The sequence below is a fragment of the Candidatus Arthromitus sp. SFB-mouse-Japan genome (assembly GCF_000270205.1).
Lineage (GTDB): Bacteria > Bacillota > Clostridia > Clostridiales > Clostridiaceae > Dwaynesavagella.
On the sequence record NC_015913.1, the window covers coordinates 220050 to 246633 of the forward strand.

Sequence of the window (26584 nt, forward strand, 5' to 3'; positions counted from 1 at the left end):
CGAAAAATTGGGGAAAACGTTTAGAAAATTTAGAAGTCTTGCATTCTTTTTATGTTTTATGTTTATATTTGAATTTTTAGTTTTAAATTTTGGTATTAAGTCAAAAGAGGCAAAAGCTTCTACAATAAATGCCATTGTATCTATCGATTATGATTTTAAAATTGTTGATAACAAAATTGCATTTGATTTTACAAAAAGTTTATCAGAAGGAGACTCTATTGAAAGTATTGTTTTGAAAAAAGGAGAAAGTAATTTAAATATTAAGGCACATGATAAAGCAAAGAAGATCTGGACAACAGATGTTCTTTTTGAAAAAGCACAATATGAGCTTAATATTACATTGAATACTAATAATTCAGTAAAAAAATTAATTTCTACATTTTACTATGAAGATTATGAAATGGAATATTTTGTACCTGTAGTTAAGGCAGATGGGAATAATTTAAAGATTACTGGTTTAACAAATTGGGCAAATAAATTTTTAGAAACAGATGGTGTAATTATTGATATTTTAGCAAGCAATGGCACTGTAGTTATTCCAGAAGTCACAAAGACAATTAAGGAATGCAAGAGTGATATTGTACTAACTGGTGCTAAATCAAAATTAACTAATCTTAAAGCATATGTTGTAAGAGCTAGATTGAGAGAGTCTGGTACAGAATTTAACCGAATTTTTTTAAGTGAATATACTGCAGATAGTAATAATGCGGCTAGACAAATGAATTCTAAGATAAAATCTATTACTAGAAGAGATAATGGAAATTATGATATTGATGTTTCTGTATATTATAATGTGGCATCTGATGCTTCGCTTTATATTTATTATGCTGGTTCTAATTTAGGATCAACCTCAGAAAGAGAGAGTAATAATAAAAAGATATTTAAATTTCAGGATATTCCAATTACTCTTGGTACAAGATGTTTTCTTAAAGAAGGTGGTAGTGCAGTTAGAGAAGACTATTTAGGATTTTATGAAAAAACTAAATTAGATGCTAGTAAAATTAATTGTGAAAGTTTAACACTTATCAATGATGAGGCTAGAGGAGTAAAAATAAAGCTTAATAAGTCTATGAGAGATGTTTTTTCAACTACTGGGGGAAATAATAAAGTAGTTATTTATGAGCTTAATGATAATTTAGGTAAAACTAAAATTGCTGAACAAAGCAGTATAAATTCTCTTAGTACAAATAATATTAATCTTAATAATGATAAAGTTTTGGAAAAAGGAAAAGCTTATTTTATTGAATTTACAAATGGAGAAAAATCATTTGGTCAGTCATTTATATATTATCCTATAAATTCATCAGCATCAGAGATAAAAGAAACATCTGTTAAAATAACTTGGAGTTATCCAAGCGGATATATACCAGCATCTGGAGATAGGGTTGAGATATTTTTAAGAGATAAGGCAAGTAGTGATACTTTTTCATCAATACCAAAATTAACTTTAGCTCATGGAAATAATGGTGTTAATTTTTCAAATACTAGCTCAACTGTTGTAACTGGAATGGCTCCAGGAACTAATTATGAGGCGAAAATTGTTTTATATAACCAAAGGGCAATAACAAATACCTTTGTAGATTTTACAACACTTCCTTTTGCACTTACTAATTTTATTGAAGTTGAAAATTGTCAGTATAGGGATGCTTATTATAAGGAGGCATGGCCTAGGAATAGAGAGGTTAATATAACTTGGGATTTTGAGCCAACTAATATGCAATTCAATGAAGGTGATAAAGTTGAAATCTTTATAAAACCAAATGGTAGTGGTGCTTTTTCAGGGTATCCAAATACCATAAATTCAGTTGATTCGTCCTATTCTAACCCAGTATTTTCGGCTACGCAGAATTTAAATAGTGTTAAGAGAGCAACTATTAAAATGCCTAGTTGGGAAAAAAACTATCATGTTGACCTGATTTATACGATAGGTGGTAAGCAAATAATAACAAACAAGCCATCTGGTACAGAAGGTGAAGATGGATATAATAGGAGAACTATTAATTCTAGACCAGGACCAGTTACTATAAATATTATTGATCAAAAACAGACTTCAGCTAAGATTGTTTGGCAAGTAGATACAGGCGATGAAAATAATGAATTTACTCCATATCAGCCAGAAAATGGGCATTTAGTAAAAGTACATTTAAGGAAAGTAAATTCTTTAAACGATACTAGCACTGCTTTTTATGATCCAGATAAAATTTTTGAATATGTTTATGGTCAAAATTGGAATTATAGTAGAGATCCTCAAGAATATATGTTAGAAAATCTTGAACCAGATCAATGTTATAGAGCTAGAATTCAGCATTTAGTACAGTTTCCAGAAAATTTTAATGGGGCTAGTTATGCAGGAAGTACAGCTTACTTTAATTTTAAAACAGAAGCTTTTAGCATTACATCATTAAATTCAGAAAATCAGACAGATGATATATCAAAGGTAAAACTTAAGTGGGAAACTCAAGGTGAAGTTGAGTTTGGAGAAGATGATAAACTAGAAGTATTCTTAAAAGAGAGTACTAGCTCAGAGTATCCAGAAACACCTATACAGGATTTGAATTTAACCCCATCAACTTCGAAAGAAGCAACAATAGAAGTTCCAAGATTTAATACTCTTTATAACGCTAAAGTTGAATACACAATCAAAGGTAAAAAGATTAATAAGTATGTTTTAGTTCAAGTAGATGCAGAACTTAATATTGATGTTACTGATATTAAAACTGCAAATAATAATTGGACTGCAAAAGTTAAATGGACTTATCCAGATGGATATAAGGAAAATAATAGAACAAATGATAAAGTTAAATTAACTGTAACAAAGAAAGAAGAATCAACAAGAAATTCGTCTCTTCCAAATAATGAAGAAATAGCAGTTACGACAAAAGAAAACACTTTAACGGATCTTGAAGCAAATGCAACCTACGATGTTACACTTAAATTCTTAAATGATGGGCAAGAAGTTTATAGTACTTCAACTAGCTTTAAAGCAACAACTGATTTACAAATTGTAGGATTAAATACGTCAAATGTTAAGACCAAAACAGGTACAATAAATTGGAGTTTTTCACCTAGTGATAAGAGTTTTAGTAATAGTGATAAGGTTGAGATATTTATAAAAGAAAATACTAAGACATCAAGAAGTGATGATTTATCAAACTTTACGAAAATTTATACCATGACTCAAGGTGCTAGTACTAGAAGTGGAGATGAAAATATTGTAGTACTTTCAAGTGAACCACAGCATACACAACATGTAAATAAGACAGGGGATCTTAGAACCTTTAAATCTCTAGATTTAAAGAATTTAGGAGTTAATAAAGATTATACTCTAAAAGTTAGATATACTATGACTGAAAGTGGATCAAGAGAGGGTGAAAGAGCAGGAGAGACTAAGACTTCAGAGGCAGAAGTAAAACTTAAAACACAGGTTGATGAACTTAAAGCTACAGTTTATGTATCAAATCAAACTTCTGCAACATTTGGTTGGGAATATCCACCAGAGTATGAACTTCAAGAAGGAGACAAGATAGAGATTTTTGTTAAAGAGCTTAGTGAAGAAGGAGGAAATTCAGAAACAAGAGATAGTGGAATTAGCACAGATTATAGTGATCCACTATTAACATTAACTCATGCATCAAGTCAGAATCCAGAAGAAGGCAAATATGATATGAATGAGGTTACAGCAGTTGATGTATCGGGATTAACACCAGAGAGGAGATATAAATCTAAAATTAAATTTACTATGGGAACAGGGGAGGATAGCTATTTTATAGAAAAAGAAGTTGATATATCAACAAAATCATTTGAGATAAAGTCATTTGAGATGGATAGTTATCAGGAATACGATATACTAGTTAACTGGACAGTAGAACCTGAAAATATGGTATTTAATCCAGCAGATACATTAAAGATATTTGTAAAACCTGCAACTGAAGATGCGTATCCAGATGAACCAGAATATAGTCTTAGGTATGAAGAAAATGCTGCAGGCAAGAGTATAAATAATACTTTTGGTGATTATGTATTAGCTCACTCTCTTGGAGTTGATCAGAAAATGAAACTAGAATATAAGGTCGGAGAGAGAACTTATGAAAAAGAACTAGAGTTTAATAATAAGATAAACCCAATTAAAGCGGAAGCAACTGAAGTTAATGAAACAAGAGCATTAATAAGTATTACTCCACCAGATAATTATGAATTTGTTAGTGGGGATAAACTTTTAATATACGCTATGGATGAATTTTCTGATGGCGATTTAATAGATGAAAATAATTTGGTATTTGAGGGAGTTCAAACAGATACTGCTAATATAGCTGATATGACTTTAATTGAATTAAGTTATCTACTACCAGAAGCAAAATATGATATAGCAATTGTATTAGACTTAGAAGATGGTTATGTCGAGCCAGTACAATTTGAGCTAACTACAACAGGACTTTCACTTACTGATATAAAACTTGAACAATTAAAATACAATGAGGCACTTATATCATGGAATTATGGTAAAAATGCAATAGATTTCTTTGAAGATTCTGATTACAGTATGACAGATAAATTAATAATAGCTCATAAAGAATCTGATGGAACACCTATGCCAGAAGATATAAATTTATTAAAGCAGTTATCTAATACAGAGTATTTAGGAGAGAAAATTAACTCTGTAGGTGATGCGAGCATAAAAATTGAAGATCCATCAAAAGATTATGATGTTGCCGTTTGTTATGATCTCGGAGGACTATTGTATATGAAAACATTTAAAGCATCGTATTTATCAGCATCAGTTGATGAAGCATCAATAACATCAGAAGGAGCAAAAATTAATTGGAAATATCCAACTAATATAACATTTGGAGATGCTGATAAAACAGAGGTTTTTGTAAGAAAATCAGATGAAACAAATTATCCAGATTCAGCATCCTTAACATCAACTGGATCAGGAACAACTTCAGGGGATTTAACAGGATTAGAAGGTGGGGCATCATATATAGCAAAAGTTCAAATAACCAAAGAAGGACTTCAAATAGATCCATTTGAGGTAACTTTTGAAACACAAGCAGGATTTGGGGAAGAAACAATAATTGAAGAAATACCTATGGATATTCAAGGAACTGCAGCTGAATTTGTAATACCAGCAGAACTTCCAGTAGATACATCAGGAACTATTTCATTAAGTATGGGTGATGAGGTTTATCAAGGTTTCACAGCTACATTTAATGAAGATGGAACAGGATTTACAATAGCTCCAACAATACCTAAGAAGGTTTATACAAACATTGAATTGGAAATTCCATTAGAAAATGGCTCAACTCACAAAATTATAATTCCTGAGTTTACAACACAACCAGAAGATTTAGCTCAAGATTGGTTAAGTAATGCATACTGGTTTGCATTTGAGAGATTTCCAGATGAGGAAGGATATAATTATTGGTATGCACATAGAATGAAACCAAAAACATTAAATGGCGAGTACTTCTTAAAGAATTTGATGTTCGCTGAAGATGAGTTTACAAATAGAAACTTAGCAGATAATGATCTTATAGCAGCATTATATCAAATAGTTGTTAATAGGGAATATGATCAGGGAGGACTTGAATTCTGGATAGGAATATACAATGAAAATCTTCAAAATGCTCAAGGCAACAAAAAGCTTGCCCAAGAAGTTTTGGTTGATAGAATGGTTCACGAACCAGAGTTTGGAAAGCTTTGTGATAAGGTTGGAATATTCTGGAGACAACAAGATCAAGATGCAGCTGGAGTGGTTGCGTAAAAATAAAAGTGGTGAGGATTTCCTTACCACTTTTTTACATATATAAATTACCCTTTTTAAACGATGGATTTTATATTATAATGTGATTGGTTGAACATAAAAGGAGAGTTTAATTTATGGTGAACAATAGAAAACAAATATCTAAAATTGCATTACTTCTTATGACATTCTCTGCAATCTTTAATTTTCCAAATATAATAAATAATAGTATACAGATAGGACTAGCCAACATATCCGGATATTTATTCTCAACTGTAGTTTATTTTATTCCGATTACATTTATAGTAGCTGAATTTATATCCATAAATAAAGATAGTGAATCGGGCATATATAGCTGGATAAAAACTTCTTTAGGAGATAAGTGGGCGTTTTTGGGTGCTTGGTCTTATTTCTTTGCAAATTTATTTTATTTTACATCCCTTATTCCAAACACTTTAATATATGCATCCTATACTCTTTTTGGGAGAAATCTGTTTGATGGGAAAAGCAGTACTTTTATTTTAGCTTTGGCAAGTGTTATACTTTTTTGGATTGGAACTTATGTTTCAATAAAGGGGGTAAAAGTTTTATCTAAGGTTACAAATATTGCAGGTATAGCTAAAATATTAATGGGAATTTTATTTATAATATTAGCTTTTGTATTTGTGTTTTTTATGAAAAATCCTCCAGCACAAGAGTTTACGGTTGAAACTTTAACCCCAAAATTTGATTGGACGTTTTTTATGGTTATGGCATGGATACTTCAATCACTCGGAGGATCTGAAAGCACAGGAGTTTATGTTAAAGATACAAAAGGAGGAATAAAGTCTTTTATAAAAACTATAATAACAGCTGTTATTTTAGTTGGTATTATGTATACTTTAGCGTGTGTTGCTATAGGACTCGTGGTACCTAGGGAAGTTTTAGAAAATAATTATTCAAACGGAATATTTAATGTTTTTTCTATATTAGGTGGTTATTTTGGAATACCTAATATGTTGATGAATAGATTTATAGGTTTAATACTTCTACTCTCAAATCTTGGATCGCTTGTTATATGGACATCTGTACCTGTTAAAGCTCTATTTTCTGAAATACCTAAAGGAGTATTTGGGACTTGGGTTGCTAAGACTGATGAGTTTGGAACTCCATATAATGCACTAAAGGCTCAAGCCATTATAGTAACAGTTTTATTGTTGATACCAGGGATTGGCATTGGATCTTTGGAAAGTTTTCTTGAAACCGTTATAAATATGACAGCTGCGACTTATCTCATTCCAATACTTTTTTTGCTTATAGCTTATATTGTTCTTAGGCTTAAAAAGAATAATATTGAAAGAGATTTTAAAATGGGGAATAGAGGATTCGGAATTTTTATGGGAATACTTTTATTTCTTATATTAATATTTGTGATATTTATGTCTATATTCCCTGAGCCAGCGTTAATTTTTGATGCTATAAATGGAATTATACCAGAAGGAGAAGGAAATCCTATAATTATATGTGCTTATAAAGTTTTAGGGCTTATTGTGTTTATATGGTTTGCTCTTATATGTTGGGGAAGACATTCTAAGAATAAGTTAAATATAGATAAGAATTAAAAGCTATGGAAATTTTCTATAGCTTTATTTATGTTTTTATAAAAATAATTTAAAATTGTTGTATTAAATGAGGTCAATCAGGAAATTAATAAATTTATATATTAGGAGATAAGTATGGGCAGAAAAATTGTACTTAATTTAGCTATGAGCCTTGATGGATATATTGCTAAAGAAAATGGAGAGTATGATTGGATAAAGGGTCAAGGTGATAATTCTTTAGATACTGATGATAAATGGAGATATGAAGAATTTTTAAATGATGTAGATGTTGTTTTGATGGGAAGAGATTGTTATGATCTAGGATTTCATAAAGATTTTGAGGGTAAAAAGATATTTGTAGCTACTTCGAAAAAACTTGAGAATTATGATAATATTCATTTTATAAATGGAGATATAGTATCAATAATACTTGAAGAGTTAAAGAAGGATGGTAAAAATATATTTTTGTTTGGTGGGGGAGTAACGCTTACTCAATTTATATCTAGAAATATAATTGATGAGTATATTATAGGAATTATACCTGTTATACTTGGTAAAGGTAGGAGACTCTTTGTTCAGGAAAGTGATATCTTGATCAAACTAAAATTGATTAAATATTTAGTTGATGATGGGATTTTGATATTAAGGTATAGTAAATGTTAAAATATTTTTAGAAAGGAAGCTTGTCTAAGTGTTAAGGAGAGCAACCATTCAAGATTTACATAAAATAGTTTATGTTTTTAATGAATCAATGGAAGATATGGAAGAACATGGATATGATAAATTGGACTATCTAGGAGAGGATACTTTTAGAGATGGAATAGAAAATGGATATATTTATGTAAGGGGTATTGGAACAGATATTGGAGGTTTTATATTTATAAGTAGCAATGAGATATTAAATTCATCTCATATAAAATGGAGTAAAAATATAACAGGTACTTCTTTTCATAGCATAACCATTAATAAAAATTATAAGGATAGAGGTATTGAAGAAGAACTTATATTTCTTGCAGAAGATATATCAAGAAAATATAGGTTAAATTATGTAAGAGGATGTATATATGAATTAAATACGGATACAATAAGAGCGGTTGAAAAATTTAACTATAGATTTGTTGGCGATATACATAAAGAGAATATGAAATATTTTTTTCGTTGTTATGAAAAACTTTTATAAAACCTATTGAAATATTTCAATAGGTTTTTTTATATGTTAAAATAGTATTAAGTAAGGAGGGGTTGATTTGTGTCTACTATTTATATAATAATACTTCTCGTTTTAATCTTATGTTTTATATTTAGGGATATAATATTTAAGGTATTAAAAGGAGAGAAAAGCAATTTTTATAAATCAAAGAAGGTAACTACACAAGAATATAACATATGTGAGCCAGAAGGAAGAAATATATTGATAGATATACTAGATACTGATGTAAAGATATTGGGAGATGAGAATATAAAGGATATTTTTATACAGACTAGTTATTTAGTTGATGAGTTTTTTTATGATATATCTCATGATCAAAAAACTATAAAGATTATAAGAAATAATAAAGAAAATTTTAAGGAAATAGGAAATTGTGGACGTGTTTTAATAAAAGTACCTATAAATAAAATGCTAAATGATATTGAAATATCAGTCAATAATGGGGATATTGAGATATACGATATAACTTCACATGAATTGAAGATTGAGTGTGGGAATGGTGCTTTAAGACTTGATTCAAGTAGGGTAAAGAGCATAAACCTTTCTAAATCTAATGGCGATGTGTATTTATCGCATGTATGTGGAGATTCAATTGATCTTGATATTAAAAATGGTAATGGTGATTTTGTTGATGTACACACTGAAAGAGTTCATGTAAATGTTTCTAATGGAGATTTTATATACGCAAATGCAGATGAGAATTATAAGATAGGTGATTTAAAAGTTAATGTAGATAATGGTAAGAAGAAGTTAAAAGTGAATTATTGATTTTAAATAGTGCATTTTGCACTATTTTTTATTATATAAATGTCATCATTATTGATGACATTTATGAAACTTGTTTTAATTGAAACCGTTTAACATAATTCATTATAATAATTATAATGAATTATGAGATATTAAAAGGAGAAATAAAATGGGTAATTTTAAAAGCAAAGTGCAAAGATTTGGGAAGTTTTTAAGCGGTATGGTGATGCCAAATATTGGAGCATTTATTGCTTGGGGTCTTATAACTGCATTTTTTATTCCATCAGGATGGATTCCGAATGAAACTTTTGGAAGTTTAGTTGACCCAATGCTTAAGTATTTGTTACCTCTTTTGATTGGTTATACTGGTGGTCGAGCTGTCGGAGGTACACGAGGTGGAGTTATTGGAGCGATTGCAACAAGTGGAGTTATAGTTGGATCAGATATACCAATGTTTATCGGTGCTATGGTTGTAGGGCCTATAAGTGGATTTGTAATTAAAAAATTTGACAATTATGTGGAAGATAAAATTCCTTCAGGATTTGAAATGCTTGTAAATAATTTTTCTATAGGAATTTTGGGATTAATATTAGCTATAGTATCACTTATCTTTATAGGACCTATTATAACAATATTGACAGGATTTTTATCTGTTGGAGTTTTTACAATAATTGAAAAGGGATTACTTCCTCTTGTGTCTATATTTATTGAACCTGCAAAGGTTTTATTTTTAAATAATGCAATTAATCATGGAGTATTAGGGCCTATAGGTATTAATCAGGTTCAGGAAGTTGGAAAATCTATATTATTTTTATTAGAATCAAATCCAGGACCAGGACTTGGTGTTATACTTGCATATTTTGTATTTAGTAAGGGCATGGTGAAACAGTCAGCAACTGGTGCTGCTATTATACATTTTTTCGGAGGAATTCATGAAATATATTTTCCTTATATTTTAATGAATCCTATGCTAATACTTAGTGTTATACTTGGAGGAGTTAGTGGGGTTTTAATATTTTCTATATTTTCAGTTGGACTTGTGGCTACGCCTTCTCCTGGAAGTATATTTTCGATACTATTTTTAGCAGCTAAGGGTGATGCTTTTAAAATATTACTAGGGATAATGGTATCAACTGTAGTTTCATTTTTAGTTAGTGGATTTTTTATAAAGAGAACTTCAGAAGATGATTTAAATAAGGCAAAATCTGGTGTAAAAGATCTAAAAAATAATTCTTCAAGTGTGGTAATTGATTTTTCAAATATAAATAAAATAGTGTTTTCTTGTGATGCTGGAATGGGTTCTAGTGCTATGGGAGCATCAAAGTTTAGAAATAGACTTAAAAAAGAAGGTATTAATATAGAAGTTTCTTATTCTTCTGTAGATAGTATACCAAGTGATGCTCAAGTTGTTGTAACGCATGATAATCTCAAAGATAGAGTTTTAAATGCAAATAAAAATTTACAGGTTATAGGAATACAAAACTTTTTAAATGATCCAAATATTGAGAATTTATTTAAAAATATTTTGGAGAATGGGAGAAAAAATGATAGTGATAGTCCATCAAATAAGGGAAATCATAAAAATACTCAGGATATTTTCAATGAGAATAATATTATTTTAAATGCTTCAGTTAAGACTAAGGAAGAAGCTATTGAAATGGCAGGAAAACTTTTATTTAAAAATGGCTATGTTAAAGAAGATTATATAGATGGAATGCTTAGACGTGAATCTTTAGTATCAACTTATATTGGTATGGGGGTTGCGATTCCGCATGGAGAGAATGATGTTAAAAGTAGTATTATAAAGAGCGGTATAACATTTATTCAACTTAGAGATGGGGTTTGTTTTGGAGAAGATATGGCTTATTTAATTGTTGGTATTGCTGGAGTTGGAGATGATCATATAAAAATACTTTCAAATCTCGCTGAGATTATTGGAGATGAGGAAAATTTAAAAAGACTTAAAGAGAGTAATAGCAAAAAAGAAATATTAGATATAATTTTAAGAGAGTAATAACTGTATATGAGTAAATTAAAGTTAACTTTTAGACAAAAACAAATAATTTTAATACTTATTGATAATTTTAAAAATCCCAAAAGAATAAAAGATATATCAAATGAGTTAAATGTGAGTTCTCGAACTATTATGAGGGAACTCCATCTTATTGAAGAATTTTTTGATGAGAGGGAGATATTATTTGTTAAAAAAAGTGGGGTTGGGATATTTTTAGATGGTGAGTATGAAAAGATAAATAAATTGAGAGAAGAGATGAGCTTAGAATATCCTTTAACTAAATATTCAAAAAATGATAGAGTTATATGTATACTTGAGAATATTTTACATTCAGAAACTAAGAGTACTTTATTTTTAAATAAGTTTAAGATATCTTATTCTACTTTTTCAAAGGATTTGGATTACATAAAAAGTAAAATTTTAACTAAGTTTGATTTAAAACTTTTAACTAAAAAAGGTTTAGGGATATATATAGAGGGAAGTGAAGATAAATTAAGAGAGCTTTCTTCTTATTTGTTTTATGAAAAGTTTTCAGGAAGGAATTTGTATTTAATTTTCCAAAATTATTCTTTGAATTTATATGATGATTTTGGTGGATTGCTTGAGGAACATCTTAAAATTATAAATCAAGTGGTAGAAGAGACTTTTTTATTATTTAATATAAAGTTATCGCATAAAGCGTATTCATCTCTTATGGTTCATCTTATTGTAACGCTTCATAGGATGAAAGATTCTTATAATTGTGAATTTCCATTATCTAAGATAAATGAGTTTAAAAAGGATATAGAGTTTAATATTTCAAAGATGATATTGAATAAATTGGATGAAAAATTTGAAATTGAAGTTAAAGATGGGGATATATGTTACATATCAATGCATCTTAAGGCAAATAATATATGCGGTGATAATTATGAGTATAGTGATGATTTTAATTTTGATCGTTTAGATAGGATTAAGATTTCAGGAGATATTATATGTGAGGTTCAAAAGATACTTGGAATATCTCTTATAGATTCAAGAGATCTTATAAAAAATTTAAGCCTTCATCTTGGACCTGCTATAAATAGATTATTTATGAATATGAACATTAGAAATTCATTTTTAGGGATGATGAAAACAGAGTATAAGGAAATATTTGATGCGACAAAGAAAGCATGTTTGGTTTTAGAAAATGTAATATCGAGAGAGGTTCCAGATAGTGAAGTTGGATATATAACGATGCACATAGTTGCAGCTTACGAAAGAAAGCTCCAATTAAAATTTAAATATAGAGTTTTAATATATTCAGAGGGAGAGAGGGGGGTTACCTCCTTTTTATATAATAAAATAACAAAGGAATTTCCAAATGTTGTTATTGTAAATACGATTGATTCTTTTGATGAACTTAGGAATTCATATGATGAAAATATAGATTTTATTATTTCAACAAGTGATATAAAAGATAATATGAACTATATAAAAGTTGGTGTTGATTTAAGTATAAGTGATATATTAATTATAAATGATAAGATAAAAGAAATATTTAAATTAAAGTCCAAAGCTATTAAGAATGTAGAAAATAAGAATAAGTCATTAGATATAGATGTGATAAATTATTTAGGAAATATGATTAAGTTTATAGAAGAAAACTTTAAGGTAAATAAAATTGATACATATGGATCAATACAAAATGTAATCAGAGATTTTGTGTATAAAACTCTTTCTTATAATAGGGATGAAATATTTCATGAAATATTAAGAAAAGAGATGATATCGAGTTCTTATGTAAAGGAATTAGGGATAATAATTCTTCATACAATAAGCAAATTTTCAAAGGATATATATATAGGGAGTTATATATTAAGTAAAGATATACCAATTTATAATGGAAATTTAAATATTATTTTTTATTTTATTATACCAGAAGAGTTAAATACGAAAGTTTTAAGGAAAGTTATAGGGGAGTTAACTTCAAATTTAGTAAAAGATGACACTTTTATAGATATTTTAAAAAAACAGGATATATTGATTATTAGAGAGTATATAAGAAATATATTATCAATTTATTATGTGGAAGAATTAAAGGGAATTATAGAGAAATTTGAAAATGGTATCATAAAGGAGAGGTAAAATATGAAAAGGGCAATACAATTTGGTGCAGGAAATATAGGAAGGGGATTTATTGGATATCTTTTAAGTAAGTCTTTATATGATGTTTTATTTGTTGATGTAAATAAAGATATAATAGATAAAATAAATGAAAATAAACGGTATAGAGTTGTAATTACAGATAATGTAAAGAGTGAGGAGATAGTAGAAAATATACGGGGTATGTATTCTTATGACGAGAATCTCATAAATGAAATATCTAATTCAAATATAATAACAACCGCAGTTGGTGTATCGATTCTTCCAAGAATATCTGAGATTATATCAAAAGGTATAATAAAAAGAATTGAGGATGGAAATAGATCATATTTAAATATAATTGCTTGTGAGAATTCTGTAAACGCAACAGATGTCTTAAAAAATGAGATTTTAAAATATTTAAGTGAAGATCAAAAGATCCAAATAGAAAATTTAGTAGGCTTTCCAAACTGTTCCGTTGATAGGATTGTTCCTCCATGCGATATAGATTCTATAGATGTAAATGTTGAAGAATTCTTTGAATGGAATGTTGAGAAAGATAAAATATTGGGTGATTTAGATATAAATGGCATGAATAAAGTATGTAATTTACATTCGTATATAGAGAGAAAATTATTTACGTTAAATACAGCTCATTCAATGACTGCTTATCTTGGATTTAATAAGGGATATGAAACGATTTTTGAGAGTATAAATGATCCATATATTTATAAAAATGTTTGTGATGCTATGGTTGAGAGTGGAGAAGGTCTTATATCAAAATACTCTTTTGATAGAGAAGAGCATATGAAATATATAAATAAAATAATTAATAGGTTTAAGAATCCATATTTAGTTGATTCTGTCTTGAGGGTTGGTAGAGAGCCTATGAGAAAATTATCAAGAAATGATAGATTTATAAAACCTATATTAACATCAAGTAGTTATGGAAAAGATATAAATGCACTATGTTTGGGAGTTGCATATGCTCTTAAATTTATAACAGATAAAGATGAGAATAGTCTAAAGATGAAATCTATAATAGATGAAAAAGGTATAAGGGATGCTATAGTTTATATTTGTAAAATTGATGATGAGGCTATAGTAGATAAAATTGTAAAACATTATGACAATATATAATTATTAGTAAATAGGAGTTATTTAATAACTCCTATTTTATTTTGCCTTTAATTAGATATTTATAGTATTATTATTCTGTTATTGTAATTTTTGGTGAGGGGCATATGAAAAAGGGGATCTTAATAGCATCATTTATTATTATAATTTTGGGTTTCATATTCATCTTTAAATATTTTAATAGAGGGAAATTAGGGCAGGTTATATCAAAGAGAATAATAGTTATCGATGCAGGACATGGTGGTGTTGATACTGGATCTATAGGATATAGTAATACACTTGAGAAGGATGTAACGCTTAATATTTCATTAAAGCTTGGTCAAAAGCTTGAGGAAAATGGATTTGATATTTATTACACTAGAGAGGAGGATGTTTCTTTGGGAGATAGCGAGTTTTATGATTTAAATAGTAGGATTAAAATTATAAATAATTTGAAGCCAGATGTATTTTTATCCATACATTTAAATGGGAGTGAGTACGAAAGTGCTAGGGGAGTTGAAACCTATACCAGATCATTAGATAATAAAAGTTATCTTCTTGGTGAGTGTATACAGGATGAACTATCTTCTATAGAGTATACAACAGATAGAGGAGTTAAAACAACTAAGGATAGAAGGCTTGCTATTTTAAATAGAACAAAATATGTGGGAGTATTACTTGAACTTGGATTTATAACTAATGAAAGTGATGAGGAATATTTAATTTCAGTAAGTGGACAAGATATTATAGTTGGTTGTATAGTATCCGGAATTTTGGATTATTTCAATAAAATTCAATAGTGAGGTCATATTATGAAAAGGATGGATCTTTTAAATGACGATTTAAAAAAAATATTTATTAGATATTTGATACCAGGAATTCTTTCCTCTTTGGCAATCTCTCTTTATATATTTGTTGATACTATGTTTGTGGGAATAGGGGTTGGTAGAGATGGTCTTACTGCTCTTAATGTTACAGTACCTCTTTTTACTTTATTTACATCGATCAATTTATGTATAGGAATAGGTGGATCAAATATACTTTCTTTGAATAAGGCAAGTGGTGGAAAAGACAGTAACAAAATATTTACTATTGCATTCCTATTTACAATTATGATAGGAATTATCATATCTGTTTTAGGTGTTGTATTTACTGATCAAATAGGTAAAGTTTTGGGAGCTACACCTGATATTAGTTATTTATTTAGGGATTATTTTAGAATACTTGTAGGATTTACTTGGGCATTTTTAATATCGGGAGTACTTGGATGTTTTATAAGAAATGATGGTGCACCAAAGCTTGTTATGACTGCAACAGTAGTTGCAAATATTACGAATGTAGTTTTAGATTATATATTTATTTTTGAGTGGAATTTGGGTATTAAAGGAGCTGTTATAGCGACTGTAATTTCCCCCATTGTGAATATATTGATATTGAGTACTTATTTTTTTAAAAAGAATAGTAATATAAAATTGTGTAAGGTTAGATTTGATTTTAGGTTATTATCTAGAATTTTAAATAATGGATTTGGAACATTTCTTTTAGAGATGAGCAGAGGAATTAGTATATTTATATTTAATAATATACTTGTAAGATTGGGAGGTAATATATATGTTGCATCTTATGGGATAATATTAAATGTATCATATGTTATAATTTGTATATTTTCAGGTATAGCGCAAAGTATACAACCTATAGTGAGTATGAATTATGGACATAATTCAATTAAGAGAACTAAAACAGTATTTAGATATGGCTTTATAACATCTATTTTTATAGGAGTATCGTCTTTTTTAATTGCACTTATGTTTTCGGAAAATATCTCATCTTTATTTATAAATAATGATTTTGAACTTCTATCTATAACAATTTATGGGATGAAGATTTATTTTATAGGATGCATCTTTATGGCATTTAATATTGTAACTATTTATTTTTTCCAGTCTATAAATCAATCGCAAAAATCTATATTAATTTCATTATGCTCAGGAATACTTTTCATAATACTAGGGTTTTTAATTTTGATTCCTATATTAAAAATAAATGGAGTTTGGTTTGTATATCCATTTTCAGAATTTTTAGGATGTATTGTATGTTTGTTAATTATAAAAAGAACAAATATTGAAAACAAAAAGGAGCTTATATTATAAATATGAGCTCCTTTTACATGAACTAAATGTTTAAACAATTTAAATATTGTTAACTAATTATGTAAAATTATTGTATAAAGTATTAAATTAAAGGAATAAATTAGTATTATGAATATATATTCATTTACAAACATACATCTTATATTATATTATTAATATGATAAGTTACAAAATTTAGGAAAATGAAAGAGGAATAATAGCTTTATGATTATCGCAAATATTAAAGAAGTAGCAGAAATTTTAAGGGTCTTATCTAATGAAAATAGACTCAATATAGTTTGTTATCTTCTAGAAAGACCAATGACAGTAAGTGAACTTCATAGTAAACTAAATCATGTAACCCAATCGGCATTATCTCAGCATTTATCAACTTTAAAGGCGCATAAAATATTAGTTTCTAATAAATCAGGACTTGCGATTACATACTCGATAAATGACCAAAATTTAGGAAAATTAATACAGGTATTAAAGGAAAATTATGGATATTAAAATTCGCTATTGTTAAGTTATAGCTTACAAATAGAGGTAAGATATTTATGATATATAGGAGTTTTAGAAGTTTATTTATAGTTGATGATTAATTAAGCATGTAGGATTATTTTTAAGAATACGCATGCTTTATTTTTTTATAATAATTTAGGTATACTTGATATGAATGAATAGATATATGGTGTATTCATATGAAGTTTGCGTAATAAATAAAGGAGACCTTTATGGTCTCCTGTTTTTTAGTCATTCCAAAAATTTGATCCACAACATTGGTTGTTTGAACAAGTTCCACTTTGAGGTTGAGTGTTACAAACATTTTGTATATATCCAAAGTTTTGAGTTGGATAACCATCTTGAAGTTCTTGAACGTTAGAGTATCCAGTGTTGCAGCATCCATCAGTGTTTGTAGTATTACAAGTACTGCAGTTATTATATACTCTGTTTTGGTTAAATGATGAAGTTTCACTACCTAAATACTCAACAGTGTATTCGCAACAGTTGTTTTGACTAGTATAGGCACAAGAATCCTCAGGATTGTTACAGCAGCATGAATTTCTCGTTTGAGAACATCCCCCTGAAACATAAGGTGTAGAGGATATTGGCATTACTGGTTGAGTAGTTTGACATGGCATGCTTGCGACTATTTTATATTTTTTACAACCAGAATTTCTATTTAGGAATAGATTGAATTCATACATTCCTCTGCAGTTTGAAGTTGTATAAGCTATGAGTTTATATTGACATCCGCAATTGCTTTTTTCAAATAATTGAAGATTTGCATAAGGTATAGATAATCCAGTACAGCTGTTTACAACCTCTCCTGTTATATATAATTTTTTAAATGGATTGATTGGAATGTTAACTCTAACAGTACAACTATTTTGGCTACTTCCTGGTTCTACATTTATATTAACAGAGTTTGAAATTGTATTTTGAGCAGTATTGCAACAATAAGACATTTTTAGTCCTCCTAAAGTGTATATATAATATTTTTATCAAACTTCCTTATGGAAGTTTTAAATGTTCTTATAGGGTATATTATTCATTTTAAGTAATTTGTGTTAACGGAAAATAAGAAAATATTAAAATTATTTTTTTAAACATTATTATATTGTTATATATAGAGGTCTTTGTTAATAAAAGAGGATGTGCATTTTGCACTTCCTCTTTAGTTTATAAAAGAATTATATGAAGAGTCTGAACTCATCTTAAAATCTCCTCTTGGAGAGAGTGATATTTCAGTTATTTTTGGACCATCAGGCATGGCTGATCTCTTAAATTGATTTTGAAAAAATCTTTTTATAAAAATATTTAATGAATTTTTTATGATATCGTTAGGATAGATGTCTTTAAATGCATTTAGAGCTAAAAATTCTATTTTATTAAATGAGGCATTGTGTTTCATAAAGTGGTATATGAAAAAGTCATGTAATTCATATGGACCTACGATGTTCTCAGTTTCTTGTAAAATTTTATCATTGCTATCTGTAGGAAGAAGTTCTGGTGATATCGGAGTGTTTATGATATCTATGAGTATTTTTTTTATATTGTCAGATATTGGATAATTTTCATAATAATGTTTTAATAAATGTTTTATTAATGTTTTTGGAATAGATGAATTTATGTTGTACATACTCATGTGATCTCCATTATAGGTCGAAAATCCCAAAGCTATTTCAGATAGATCTCCTGTACCTAAAAGTATTGCACCTTCTTTATTTGATAAATCCATGAGAATTTGTGTTCTTTCTCTTGCCTGTGAATTTTCGTAAGTTATATCAAAAATATTTTCATTATGATTAATATCTTTAAAGTGTTGTTTAACTGATTTTGTTATATCTATAGATTTTAATGTAACATTTAATTCTTTGCATAGATTTATTGCGTTATTTTTAGTTTTATTTGATGTTCCAAATCCTGGCATTGTCACAGCTATTATATTTTTGATATCTATGTTCATGAGATTAAATGCGTTATATGATGATATAAGTGCAAGGGTTGAGTCTAATCCCCCACTTATTCCAAGTATAATTTTATAACTATTTATGTGAGACAATCTCTTTTCAAGTGAGCATTTTTGCATAATAAATATCTCTTCAAATAATTCTTTATTCTTTTCATGATTCTCATATATAAACGGGTTTAATTTTATTTTTTTATCAAATTCTCCATATGAAATATCGTCAAATGGGATATTAATTATTTTAATATCTCGCTTGTAATATTTAAATGAATCTCTAAATGTTATGTTATTAATTCTACTAGTGTTTAGGTATTCTATATCTATTAATCCTGAGCATACAGTGTTCTCAAATAAAAATCTATTACTTTCTTTAATTAGCTCACCATTTTCATATATGGCGTTATAAGATGAAAATACAATATCTGTTGTTGATTCAGATGGGCTTGAATTTGCATATATGTATGCTGCATTTATTTTGTAACTATGATATTTAATCAGGTTTTTTCTATATTCATGTTTGAAGCTTGTTTCATTTGATGCAGATAGATTACATATTATGTTTGCTCCATTTATTGCAAGATATGAGCTATTTGGTATTGGAGCCCATAGATCCTCGCAAATTTCAATTCCTATTTTAATATCTTTATAACAAAATAAAATATCGGTTCCGAAGTATGTTTTATCGCCCATGAATGAAACTTCTATGCATTTTATAAAGCCTTCTGAAAAATATCTTTTTTCATAAAATTCTTGATAGTTTGGGAGATATGTTTTTGGGATAATACCGAGAATTCTTCCTTTGTGTACCACAAATGCTGAGTTGAAGAGCAAATTATTGTATTCAAAAATGCTTCCAATAATAATTAAAATATCCTTATTATTTGAAAAATCTAAGATTTCTTTGATACCTTCATAGCTTTTTTCGAGAGTAGTTCTTTTTAGGAACATATCAAAACAAGAGTAGGATGTTATTGAGAGCTCTGGGAATACAATGAGTTTTGATTTATCATTTAATGCTTTATTTATGCATTTTTTAATATTTGACACATTGTGAGAAATATCGCATACCTTTGTATTTATACTCGATGCACTAACTCTTAAAAAATTCATTTAATTCACTCCTTGAAATTAAAATATATAGTTTTTATACTAAATTGTATAGGGATAAATTTTGTATAGGTCAGGGGTATTTTTGTGGATTTGTTGAAGGAATTTGATATTTTAAAGGTTAAAGAGAAGTTCAGGGAAATTATATTAAGAGAAAGTCAGCATGAATATTTTAAAAGATTGATGAGTGATTTAAAAGATGAATATGAAAATAATACTATTTTCCCTAAAAAGAGTGACGTGTTTAATGCATTTAAATATAGGGATTTTCATGAGATAAAGTGTGTAATAATTGGGCAAGATCCTTACTATAAGAAAAATGAAGCACATGGATTATCTTTCTCTATTTGTGATAAAGATATAAAAATACCGAGTTCGCTTAGAAATATTTTTAAGGAGCTTGAATATGATTTGGGAATAAGTATACCATGTCATGGGGATTTAAGTTCGTGGTGTGAAAATGGTGTACTACTTTTAAATTCTGTATTAACTGTACGAGAAGGATTCCCAAATTCTCATAAAGATATAGGGTGGAGTATATTTACAGATAGTATTATAAAAAATTTATGTAAAAATAGGAGTAATTTAGTTTTTATTTTATGGGGTAATTTTGCTAGGAAAAAAGAAAAATTAATAGATAAAAATAGACATTTAATAATAAAATCATCCCATCCTAGTGGACTTTCAGCTCATAAGGGTTTTTTTACATCAAAACCATTTTCAAAGACTAACGATTATTTAAAAGATCACTTAGTAGGTGAAATTGATTGGAAGATAAATTGAAATTTAAATTATAGAAAATACTTTTGATGAAATAATATAAAAAATATTATTGGGAGATATGATTTTAAGTGGAAAATTTATATTTAGAAGTTAATTTATATAATATAGATAAAAATATTGGTATAATTAGGAATATTTTGGGGAATAAAAAATTTATAGCAGTTGTTAAGGGGGATGCATATGGGCTTGGGATCCATAAAATATGCGATTTTATTAAGGAAAAGGTAGATTTATTTGGTGTTTCAGATATTGATGAAGCTATAACGCTTTATAATATAGGGATTGAAAATGAAATTTTAATACTAACTCCAATTATTATGAAGGAATATTTTAAAAATCCGCTAATAGAAAAGTTTACTGTAACTATAGATAATAGGGAAATTTTAGATTTTATACCTAAGGAATTAAATATAAATGCACATATATATGTATGCACTGGGATGAATAGAAAAGGAATAAAGATTGAAGAATTAAATGAATTTATAAGATATGTAGAAAATAATTATAATAATATAAATATAACTGGTATATATACCCATTTACATAATGCAAAAGATGAAAAATATACATTAAATCAGATAGATATGTTTAAAAATGCTGTTTTAAAATATAAGGGGAAGTATTTAATACATGTTTTAAATTCAAAGGGATTTATAAATAAAAATATCAGGGAGAGGGCAGATTTTTGCGATGGAATAAGAATTGGAAATTTAATATATGGATATGATGGATCGAGTTTAGGAATATCTAAGAGTTTTAACTATTATTCAAAAGTTATATCTTCTTATATGGTTAAAAAGGGCGAATATGTAGGATATGGGAATAAGGTTAAGTTAAAAGATGATACAAATGTGTGCATACTTGGTATTGGAAATATACACCATATAGGATTTTATAGAGAATTTAAGAGGAATTTTATATATGATTTATTAAAATTTGTATATAGATATTTTGTTAAACCATGTGAGATATATAAAGGGAATACAAGAGTTAAAATACTTGGAAGTAGTAATATGAATTTAACGCTTGTTGATGGAGAAGGGCTTGAGATAGGTGATTATTTAAAAGTTTGCATATCTCCTATACTCGGAGATAGCTCTATACATAAAAAATATATAATTAAGGAGTGATTTTTTTGTCTACATATTTGTTTAATAATAAGAGGGACCGAGAAACTAATAAATTGATGGGAGTAGTTATATTTTTAATTTTATCCTTAGTATTTACTATAGTTATTTCTTTATCTATTTTTTTAGTTTATTTTGATGATTATATGAGTATACAAAAACAATATTCTATACTTGAAGAAAGACTACAAAGAATAAATGTTGAGAATTATGAGAGAAATAGTTATTATAATCGTTTAAATGATGAGCTTAATCAAGCTAAGAATGAAGTGAATAAACTAACATTAGAGAAGGATATATCTGATAAAAATATTAAGTTGGTTGAATATTTTATAAATGCTGTTAATTCTGGAAATTCTAAAGATATTAATAGATTTTTAGACGTTAGTAAGAGTAATCTTTTTACTATACCGAAGAATTATACATTTCCAACTGGAATGGAACCTGGGAGATTTGTATTGAATGATGATTTAGAAAGTGGAAGTGTTACATATTTTTATACACAGACGGGTCAACGAACTGATAAATACGTGTTTAATATGATTTTAAAAAATGATATTTGGTATGTAGAAAATTTTGAGTTAATTGAGTATACATTTGAAAAGGAGTTTTTAGAGTATTAAAAAAGCGCCATTAAGATTTTTATAATGGCGCTTTTTTGTTATAATTTTTTGAAGGAGGTAGAGTTATGAGAAAAATTTTTAAATATGAAGCATTAGGAAATGATTATATAGTTATTGATCCAAGAAATTTTGATATCCTTATGAGTGAAAAAAATATAATTAAAATTTGTAATAGAAATTTTGGATGTGGATCTGATGGTATATTGTATGGACCAATTTTTAAGGGTAATGATATATTTTTAAAAATATTTAATCCTGATGGAAGTGAAGCTGAGAAAAGTGGAAATGGAATAAGAATATTTTCAAAATATTTGAAGGATGAGGGATATGTGAAAGATAGTAGTTTTAGGCTTCAAACAAAGGGAGGAGAAGTTTTAGTTAGATATTTAAATGATGATGGAACTTTAATAAAGGTATCTATGGGTAAGGTATCATTTAATTCCAAAGATATTGGAATTACAGGGAATGAGAGGGAAGTTATAAATGAGAATATAGAGGTGTTAGATAAGAAGTTTAAGGTAACTTCTTTAACTATTGGAAATCCACATACAGTTTGCATATTTGACAAATTAGATGATGAGAGTATACATAAATACGGTCCATATATTGAGAATCATGAAATGTTTATAAATAGAACTAATGTTCAATTTGTTGAGGTATTGGATAGAAATACTATCAAAATAAAGATATATGAAAGAGGTGCTGGGTATACATTAGCTTCTGGATCAAGTAGTTGTGGGGCCGTTAGTGCTTGTTATAAATTATCTTTAGTGGATTCTGATGTTTTAGTTAAATGTGATGGTGGAGATATTAGAGTTGAAATTGATGACAATGGGGAAGTGTCTATGACAGGGAAGGTTTCTAAAGTTTATGATGGTATTCTTAGGATGGATTTATGATGGAGTTTGACTTTTTTGGGAAAACTGTTTTAGTTACAGGATATTTTAGTGACATAGGTTATGGTATATGTGATATGTATTTTAAAAATAATGCAAGAGTAATATCAACATACAATAGAACTTATATGATAGATAGGATAAATAGTAGTGTAGAATTATTCCATTTAGATTTAGAAGATTTAAATAGTGTATATGAATTTATAAATAATCTTAAAGATAAGGGTATAAATAAAATAGATATTCTCGTTAATAATATAGGGGTATATGATATAAATCCGCTTATATTTCAAGATGATTATAAGATTATATCTTTAATAAATATAAATTTAACTAATACGATAATTTTGACAAAGTATATTTTAAAGGATTTTATGGGTGAAAATGGTAAGATAATAAATATATCTTCAATTTGGGGAAGAGTTGGTGCTTCTTGTGAAATTCCATATTCAGTATCAAAGGGAGGTATTAATTTATTTACAAAGTCATTATCACAGGAAATGAACTCAAGAAATATAAAGGTTATAGGGATATCTCCTGGTTTTATAAAAACAAAAATGAATAAACATATAAAAGATGATGATATTAAGGAGATTATAGGGGAAATTCCACTTGGATTATTTGGCGAAGTTTATCATGTAGTTGATAGTATTAAATTTTTCTCAAGTGACTATTCGAATTTAAGTGGGGAAATTATTAATATAGACGGTGGATGGATGTTATAAGGATTATAAAATTATTTTATTTTATATATCTAAATGTTAAAATTATTTTAATAATTTTATAGGAGGATTTATAATTAATGAGTGCGTTCACGTTAAAATCGATAGCATTTGTTTTAATGATTTTAGATCATATTTTTTACTACATAGTTGATGTGCCAATATTTTTTACATATTTAGGACGTATTGTTGCACCTACATATTTTTATCTTTTGGTTGAGAGTTTTTTTCATACGAGGAATAGAAAGAAATTTACTATAAGATTGTTTGTTGCTGCATTTATAGTAATGATAATTTTAAATATTATTTTTAAGCAACCTATGAATATATTTTTGTCTATGGCTTTAGGGATTTTGATGTTAGATATAATCGAGTTCATTAAAAATAATAGAGGAAGCATGTGGAAAACATTATTCTCATGTATTGCTATAATTTTTATAATTATACTATCCTTGTTTACAGAGGGATCATACTTGGGAATTGGAATGGTTTTGATTTTTTATTTTTTAAGAGATAAGAAGTTTTGGATGATATTGTCTTACATTATATTATCATTAATTGAAATGCCATTTTTGTTAGCTGTACCTAATTTTATTAAGTATATTTTCATGGTAAATTATCAATGGATGATGGTATTTGCAGTTATACCTATTATGTTATATAACGGTAAGGTTGGATTAAGAAATAAGTTTTTTAATTATTTTTTTTATATAGCATATCCTATTCATATAATAATCATCTTAATAATTGGGAATACAATTAATCCTAATTGGTATTATTTTTAATTTAAATGTGAGATCTTATGTGATACAATTTATGTAACAATTAAGAGACAAATATATTAAGGAAAGGTTTGTTCAATTATGAAGCAAAGATATATCATTAATATGCAAGATATAGATAATCTAGATAATTTACAAATAGAGGTAGCTCCATTTATTATTTTTACAGGTGATAATAATAGCGGGAAGAGTACTGTTATGAATGTAGTGTATGGTATTTTTACATTATCTAAAGAAATAATAAAAAATGGAGATAAGGATTCTAAAGAATATTCTATATGTATGGAGTATATAAAGAATTTAAAAGAAACTAGAGAAGGATATATAGATAGTGAAGTTGGAAATATTTTTTGTAACTTTTTTAATATGTCTTTGCTTAAAAATAAGGAGGATTTTTTTAATAAGATATTCAATGTAAGTATTGAGAACAATTATAAGAGGTTTGAGAATTCCAATATTTTTATATCTAATTATAGAATTTTTCCAAAGGTATATATATCTGTAGATGATTTTTGCGATGAGATTTTAATCGAAGGGGATTATGTAAAAATACCATCCAATTTATTTGAGGATGAGGATTATGTTTTGGAACTCATATGCAATAAAATAATTGAGGATGGGTTCATGGACACAAATATTTCTAATTCTATTTTTATACCTTCAGGAAGAAGTACTTTTTTATGTTATCATGATATTTTTAGAACTATAAAGTATCAAAATTTAAGTACATCTGATTTTATAGATCGGGTTGAGAACCTTGAATGTATAGAGGATGGGGTATATTCTAGTATATATAATTTTATAGAGAGAGATATAGTTAAAGGTGTTTTTACGAATGATTCTTATAAGTGCAGTTTAAATGGGATAGAGATACCAATTAGCATGGCTTCAGATTCTATTAGAGAAATTGCATCTCTTGTGTTATTTTTGAAGTCTAAGGAAAGAATTACTTCATTTTTTATAGAAGAAGTTGAGAGTCATCTTGATTTGAAATTGCAAAGAAGTATTGTAAGTGCACTTGTTAGAATTATAAATTCAGGTACAGGTATTTTCATGTCTACAAATAGTAGTATTATATTAGATCAAATATGTAACTTTATATTGCTCAATAATTTAAATAGGCATAAAATTGAGGGATTTGGATACATAATAAATGATGTTTTAAACTCAAATGATGTAAGGATATATGAATTTAATCATAGTGATAATGATAGAGTATTTGTTAATAAACTTAATGTAGATTATAATGGGTTTAAAATTAATATGAGAGAAGAAATACTTGAGGATATATCAAAAGAGAATCTACAACTCAAATTTGAAATGTTTGATAATAATGGAAGATAGGGCTATCTATTAATAGATAGCCCTATCTTTTAATTTTTTTAATTAAATATTAAATAATAGAAAAAATAATTAATATATGGTA

At 27.6% G+C, this 26584-nt stretch carries 20 protein-coding genes; 18 read left to right on the forward strand and 2 right to left on the reverse strand.

Going from position 1 to position 26584, the window contains the following annotated elements:
* Nucleotides 1–7: 7 nt before the first annotated feature.
* The 11 genes from SFBM_RS01100 to SFBM_RS01150 all read left to right on the forward strand — a co-directional run bounded on the left by SFBM_RS01100 (nucleotide 8) and on the right by SFBM_RS01150 (nucleotide 17155).
* Nucleotides 8–5764, forward strand: coding sequence for a DUF4214 domain-containing protein (locus SFBM_RS01100; protein WP_014017820.1), 5757 nt, complete (start codon nucleotides 8–10; stop codon nucleotides 5762–5764).
* Between the two features lie 116 nt (nucleotides 5765–5880).
* Complete coding sequence (locus SFBM_RS01105) at nucleotides 5881–7344, forward strand: amino acid permease (RefSeq protein WP_007440680.1); 1464 nt, start codon at nucleotides 5881–5883, stop codon at nucleotides 7342–7344.
* 114 nt (nucleotides 7345–7458) lie between these two features.
* The gene (locus SFBM_RS01110) at nucleotides 7459–7986 is read left to right on the forward strand and encodes a dihydrofolate reductase family protein (protein WP_005807347.1); all 528 of its coding nucleotides are present in this window, start codon (nucleotides 7459–7461) and stop codon (nucleotides 7984–7986) included.
* Nucleotides 7987–8014: 28 nt separating this feature from the next.
* Nucleotides 8015–8503, forward strand: coding sequence for a hypothetical protein (locus SFBM_RS01115; RefSeq protein WP_005807346.1), 489 nt, complete (start codon nucleotides 8015–8017; stop codon nucleotides 8501–8503).
* Nucleotides 8504–8572: 69 nt separating this feature from the next.
* On the forward strand, nucleotides 8573–9301 hold the full coding sequence (locus SFBM_RS01120; RefSeq protein WP_005807344.1) for a DUF4097 family beta strand repeat-containing protein: 729 nt from the start codon (nucleotides 8573–8575) through the stop codon (nucleotides 9299–9301).
* Nucleotides 9302–9449: 148 nt separating this feature from the next.
* On the forward strand, nucleotides 9450–11294 hold the full coding sequence (locus tag SFBM_RS01125; protein WP_005807342.1) for a PTS mannitol transporter subunit IICBA: 1845 nt from the start codon (nucleotides 9450–9452) through the stop codon (nucleotides 11292–11294).
* Between the two features lie 9 nt (nucleotides 11295–11303).
* Nucleotides 11304–13403, forward strand: coding sequence for a BglG family transcription antiterminator (locus SFBM_RS01130; RefSeq protein WP_005807340.1), 2100 nt, complete (start codon nucleotides 11304–11306; stop codon nucleotides 13401–13403).
* A gap of 3 nt (nucleotides 13404–13406) precedes the next feature.
* Entirely contained in the window at nucleotides 13407–14540 is a 1134-nt protein-coding gene (locus tag SFBM_RS01135) for a mannitol-1-phosphate 5-dehydrogenase (RefSeq protein WP_005807338.1), read from the forward strand.
* 104 nt (nucleotides 14541–14644) lie between these two features.
* Nucleotides 14645–15316, forward strand: coding sequence for an N-acetylmuramoyl-L-alanine amidase family protein (locus SFBM_RS01140; protein ID WP_014017821.1), 672 nt, complete (start codon nucleotides 14645–14647; stop codon nucleotides 15314–15316).
* A gap of 12 nt (nucleotides 15317–15328) precedes the next feature.
* The gene (locus SFBM_RS01145) at nucleotides 15329–16666 is read left to right on the forward strand and encodes an MATE family efflux transporter (RefSeq protein WP_005807334.1); all 1338 of its coding nucleotides are present in this window, start codon (nucleotides 15329–15331) and stop codon (nucleotides 16664–16666) included.
* A 204-nt stretch (nucleotides 16667–16870) separates the two neighbouring features.
* Nucleotides 16871–17155, forward strand: a complete 285-nt coding sequence (locus SFBM_RS01150) for an ArsR/SmtB family transcription factor (RefSeq protein ID WP_005807332.1) — start codon at nucleotides 16871–16873, stop codon at nucleotides 17153–17155.
* A gap of 239 nt (nucleotides 17156–17394) precedes the next feature.
* Here the strand turns inward: SFBM_RS01150 and SFBM_RS01155 are convergent, their stop codons facing one another.
* Complete coding sequence (locus SFBM_RS01155) at nucleotides 17395–18114, reverse strand: hypothetical protein (protein ID WP_005807330.1); 720 nt, start codon at nucleotides 18112–18114, stop codon at nucleotides 17395–17397.
* A gap of 209 nt (nucleotides 18115–18323) precedes the next feature.
* A complete protein-coding gene (locus SFBM_RS01160; protein WP_005807328.1) occupies nucleotides 18324–20228 on the reverse strand; it encodes an NAD(+) synthase in 1905 nt (634 codons plus the stop codon).
* An 84-nt stretch (nucleotides 20229–20312) separates the two neighbouring features.
* Here SFBM_RS01160 and SFBM_RS01165 point away from each other — a divergent pair, with 84 nt between their 5' ends.
* The 7 genes from SFBM_RS01165 to SFBM_RS01195 all read left to right on the forward strand — a co-directional run bounded on the left by SFBM_RS01165 (nucleotide 20313) and on the right by SFBM_RS01195 (nucleotide 26502).
* Nucleotides 20313–21008 (forward strand): uracil-DNA glycosylase, encoded by a 696-nt coding sequence (locus SFBM_RS01165; RefSeq protein ID WP_005807325.1) that lies wholly within the window; start codon nucleotides 20313–20315, stop codon nucleotides 21006–21008.
* Nucleotides 21009–21076: 68 nt separating this feature from the next.
* Nucleotides 21077–22138, forward strand: a complete 1062-nt coding sequence (locus tag SFBM_RS01170) for an alanine racemase (protein ID WP_005807323.1) — start codon at nucleotides 21077–21079, stop codon at nucleotides 22136–22138.
* Between the two features lie 5 nt (nucleotides 22139–22143).
* The gene (locus SFBM_RS01175) at nucleotides 22144–22758 is read left to right on the forward strand and encodes a hypothetical protein (protein ID WP_007440310.1); all 615 of its coding nucleotides are present in this window, start codon (nucleotides 22144–22146) and stop codon (nucleotides 22756–22758) included.
* A 65-nt stretch (nucleotides 22759–22823) separates the two neighbouring features.
* Nucleotides 22824–23657: a diaminopimelate epimerase gene (gene dapF / locus SFBM_RS01180; RefSeq protein ID WP_005807319.1), complete on the forward strand. Its 834-nt coding sequence runs from the start codon at nucleotides 22824–22826 to the stop codon at nucleotides 23655–23657.
* Nucleotides 23654–24379: an SDR family NAD(P)-dependent oxidoreductase gene (locus SFBM_RS01185; protein WP_005807318.1), complete on the forward strand. Its 726-nt coding sequence runs from the start codon at nucleotides 23654–23656 to the stop codon at nucleotides 24377–24379. The genes dapF and SFBM_RS01185 overlap by 4 nt, the downstream gene beginning before the upstream one ends.
* Nucleotides 24380–24456: 77 nt before the next feature.
* On the forward strand, nucleotides 24457–25161 hold the full coding sequence (locus SFBM_RS01190) for a TraX family protein (RefSeq protein WP_005807316.1): 705 nt from the start codon (nucleotides 24457–24459) through the stop codon (nucleotides 25159–25161).
* A gap of 78 nt (nucleotides 25162–25239) precedes the next feature.
* A complete protein-coding gene (locus SFBM_RS01195) occupies nucleotides 25240–26502 on the forward strand; it encodes an AAA family ATPase (protein ID WP_005807314.1) in 1263 nt (420 codons plus the stop codon).
* Nucleotides 26503–26584 lie beyond the last annotated feature (82 nt).

What these genes read in the sequence shown, in the direction of transcription:
- SFBM_RS01105 (WP_007440680.1), top strand. Translation starts at nt 5,881, where the DNA reads ATGGTGAACAATAGAAAACAAATATCTAAAATTGCATTACTTCTTATG.
- SFBM_RS01110 (WP_005807347.1), top strand. Translation starts at nt 7,459, where the DNA reads ATGGGCAGAAAAATTGTACTTAATTTAGCTATGAGCCTTGATGGATAT.
- SFBM_RS01125 (WP_005807342.1), top strand. Translation starts at nt 9,450, where the DNA reads ATGGGTAATTTTAAAAGCAAAGTGCAAAGATTTGGGAAGTTTTTAAGC.
- SFBM_RS01130 (WP_005807340.1), top strand. Translation starts at nt 11,304, where the DNA reads ATGAGTAAATTAAAGTTAACTTTTAGACAAAAACAAATAATTTTAATA.
- SFBM_RS01135 (WP_005807338.1), top strand. Translation starts at nt 13,407, where the DNA reads ATGAAAAGGGCAATACAATTTGGTGCAGGAAATATAGGAAGGGGATTT.
- SFBM_RS01140 (WP_014017821.1), top strand. Translation starts at nt 14,645, where the DNA reads ATGAAAAAGGGGATCTTAATAGCATCATTTATTATTATAATTTTGGGT.
- SFBM_RS01145 (WP_005807334.1), top strand. Translation starts at nt 15,329, where the DNA reads ATGAAAAGGATGGATCTTTTAAATGACGATTTAAAAAAAATATTTATT.
- SFBM_RS01150 (WP_005807332.1), top strand. Translation starts at nt 16,871, where the DNA reads ATGATTATCGCAAATATTAAAGAAGTAGCAGAAATTTTAAGGGTCTTA.
- SFBM_RS01155 (WP_005807330.1), bottom strand. Translation starts at nt 18,114, where the DNA reads ATGTCTTATTGTTGCAATACTGCTCAAAATACAATTTCAAACTCTGTT.
- SFBM_RS01160 (WP_005807328.1), bottom strand. Translation starts at nt 20,228, where the DNA reads ATGAATTTTTTAAGAGTTAGTGCATCGAGTATAAATACAAAGGTATGC.
- dapF (WP_005807319.1), top strand. Translation starts at nt 22,824, where the DNA reads ATGAGAAAAATTTTTAAATATGAAGCATTAGGAAATGATTATATAGTT.
- SFBM_RS01185 (WP_005807318.1), top strand. Translation starts at nt 23,654, where the DNA reads ATGATGGAGTTTGACTTTTTTGGGAAAACTGTTTTAGTTACAGGATAT.
- SFBM_RS01190 (WP_005807316.1), top strand. Translation starts at nt 24,457, where the DNA reads ATGAGTGCGTTCACGTTAAAATCGATAGCATTTGTTTTAATGATTTTA.
- SFBM_RS01195 (WP_005807314.1), top strand. Translation starts at nt 25,240, where the DNA reads ATGAAGCAAAGATATATCATTAATATGCAAGATATAGATAATCTAGAT.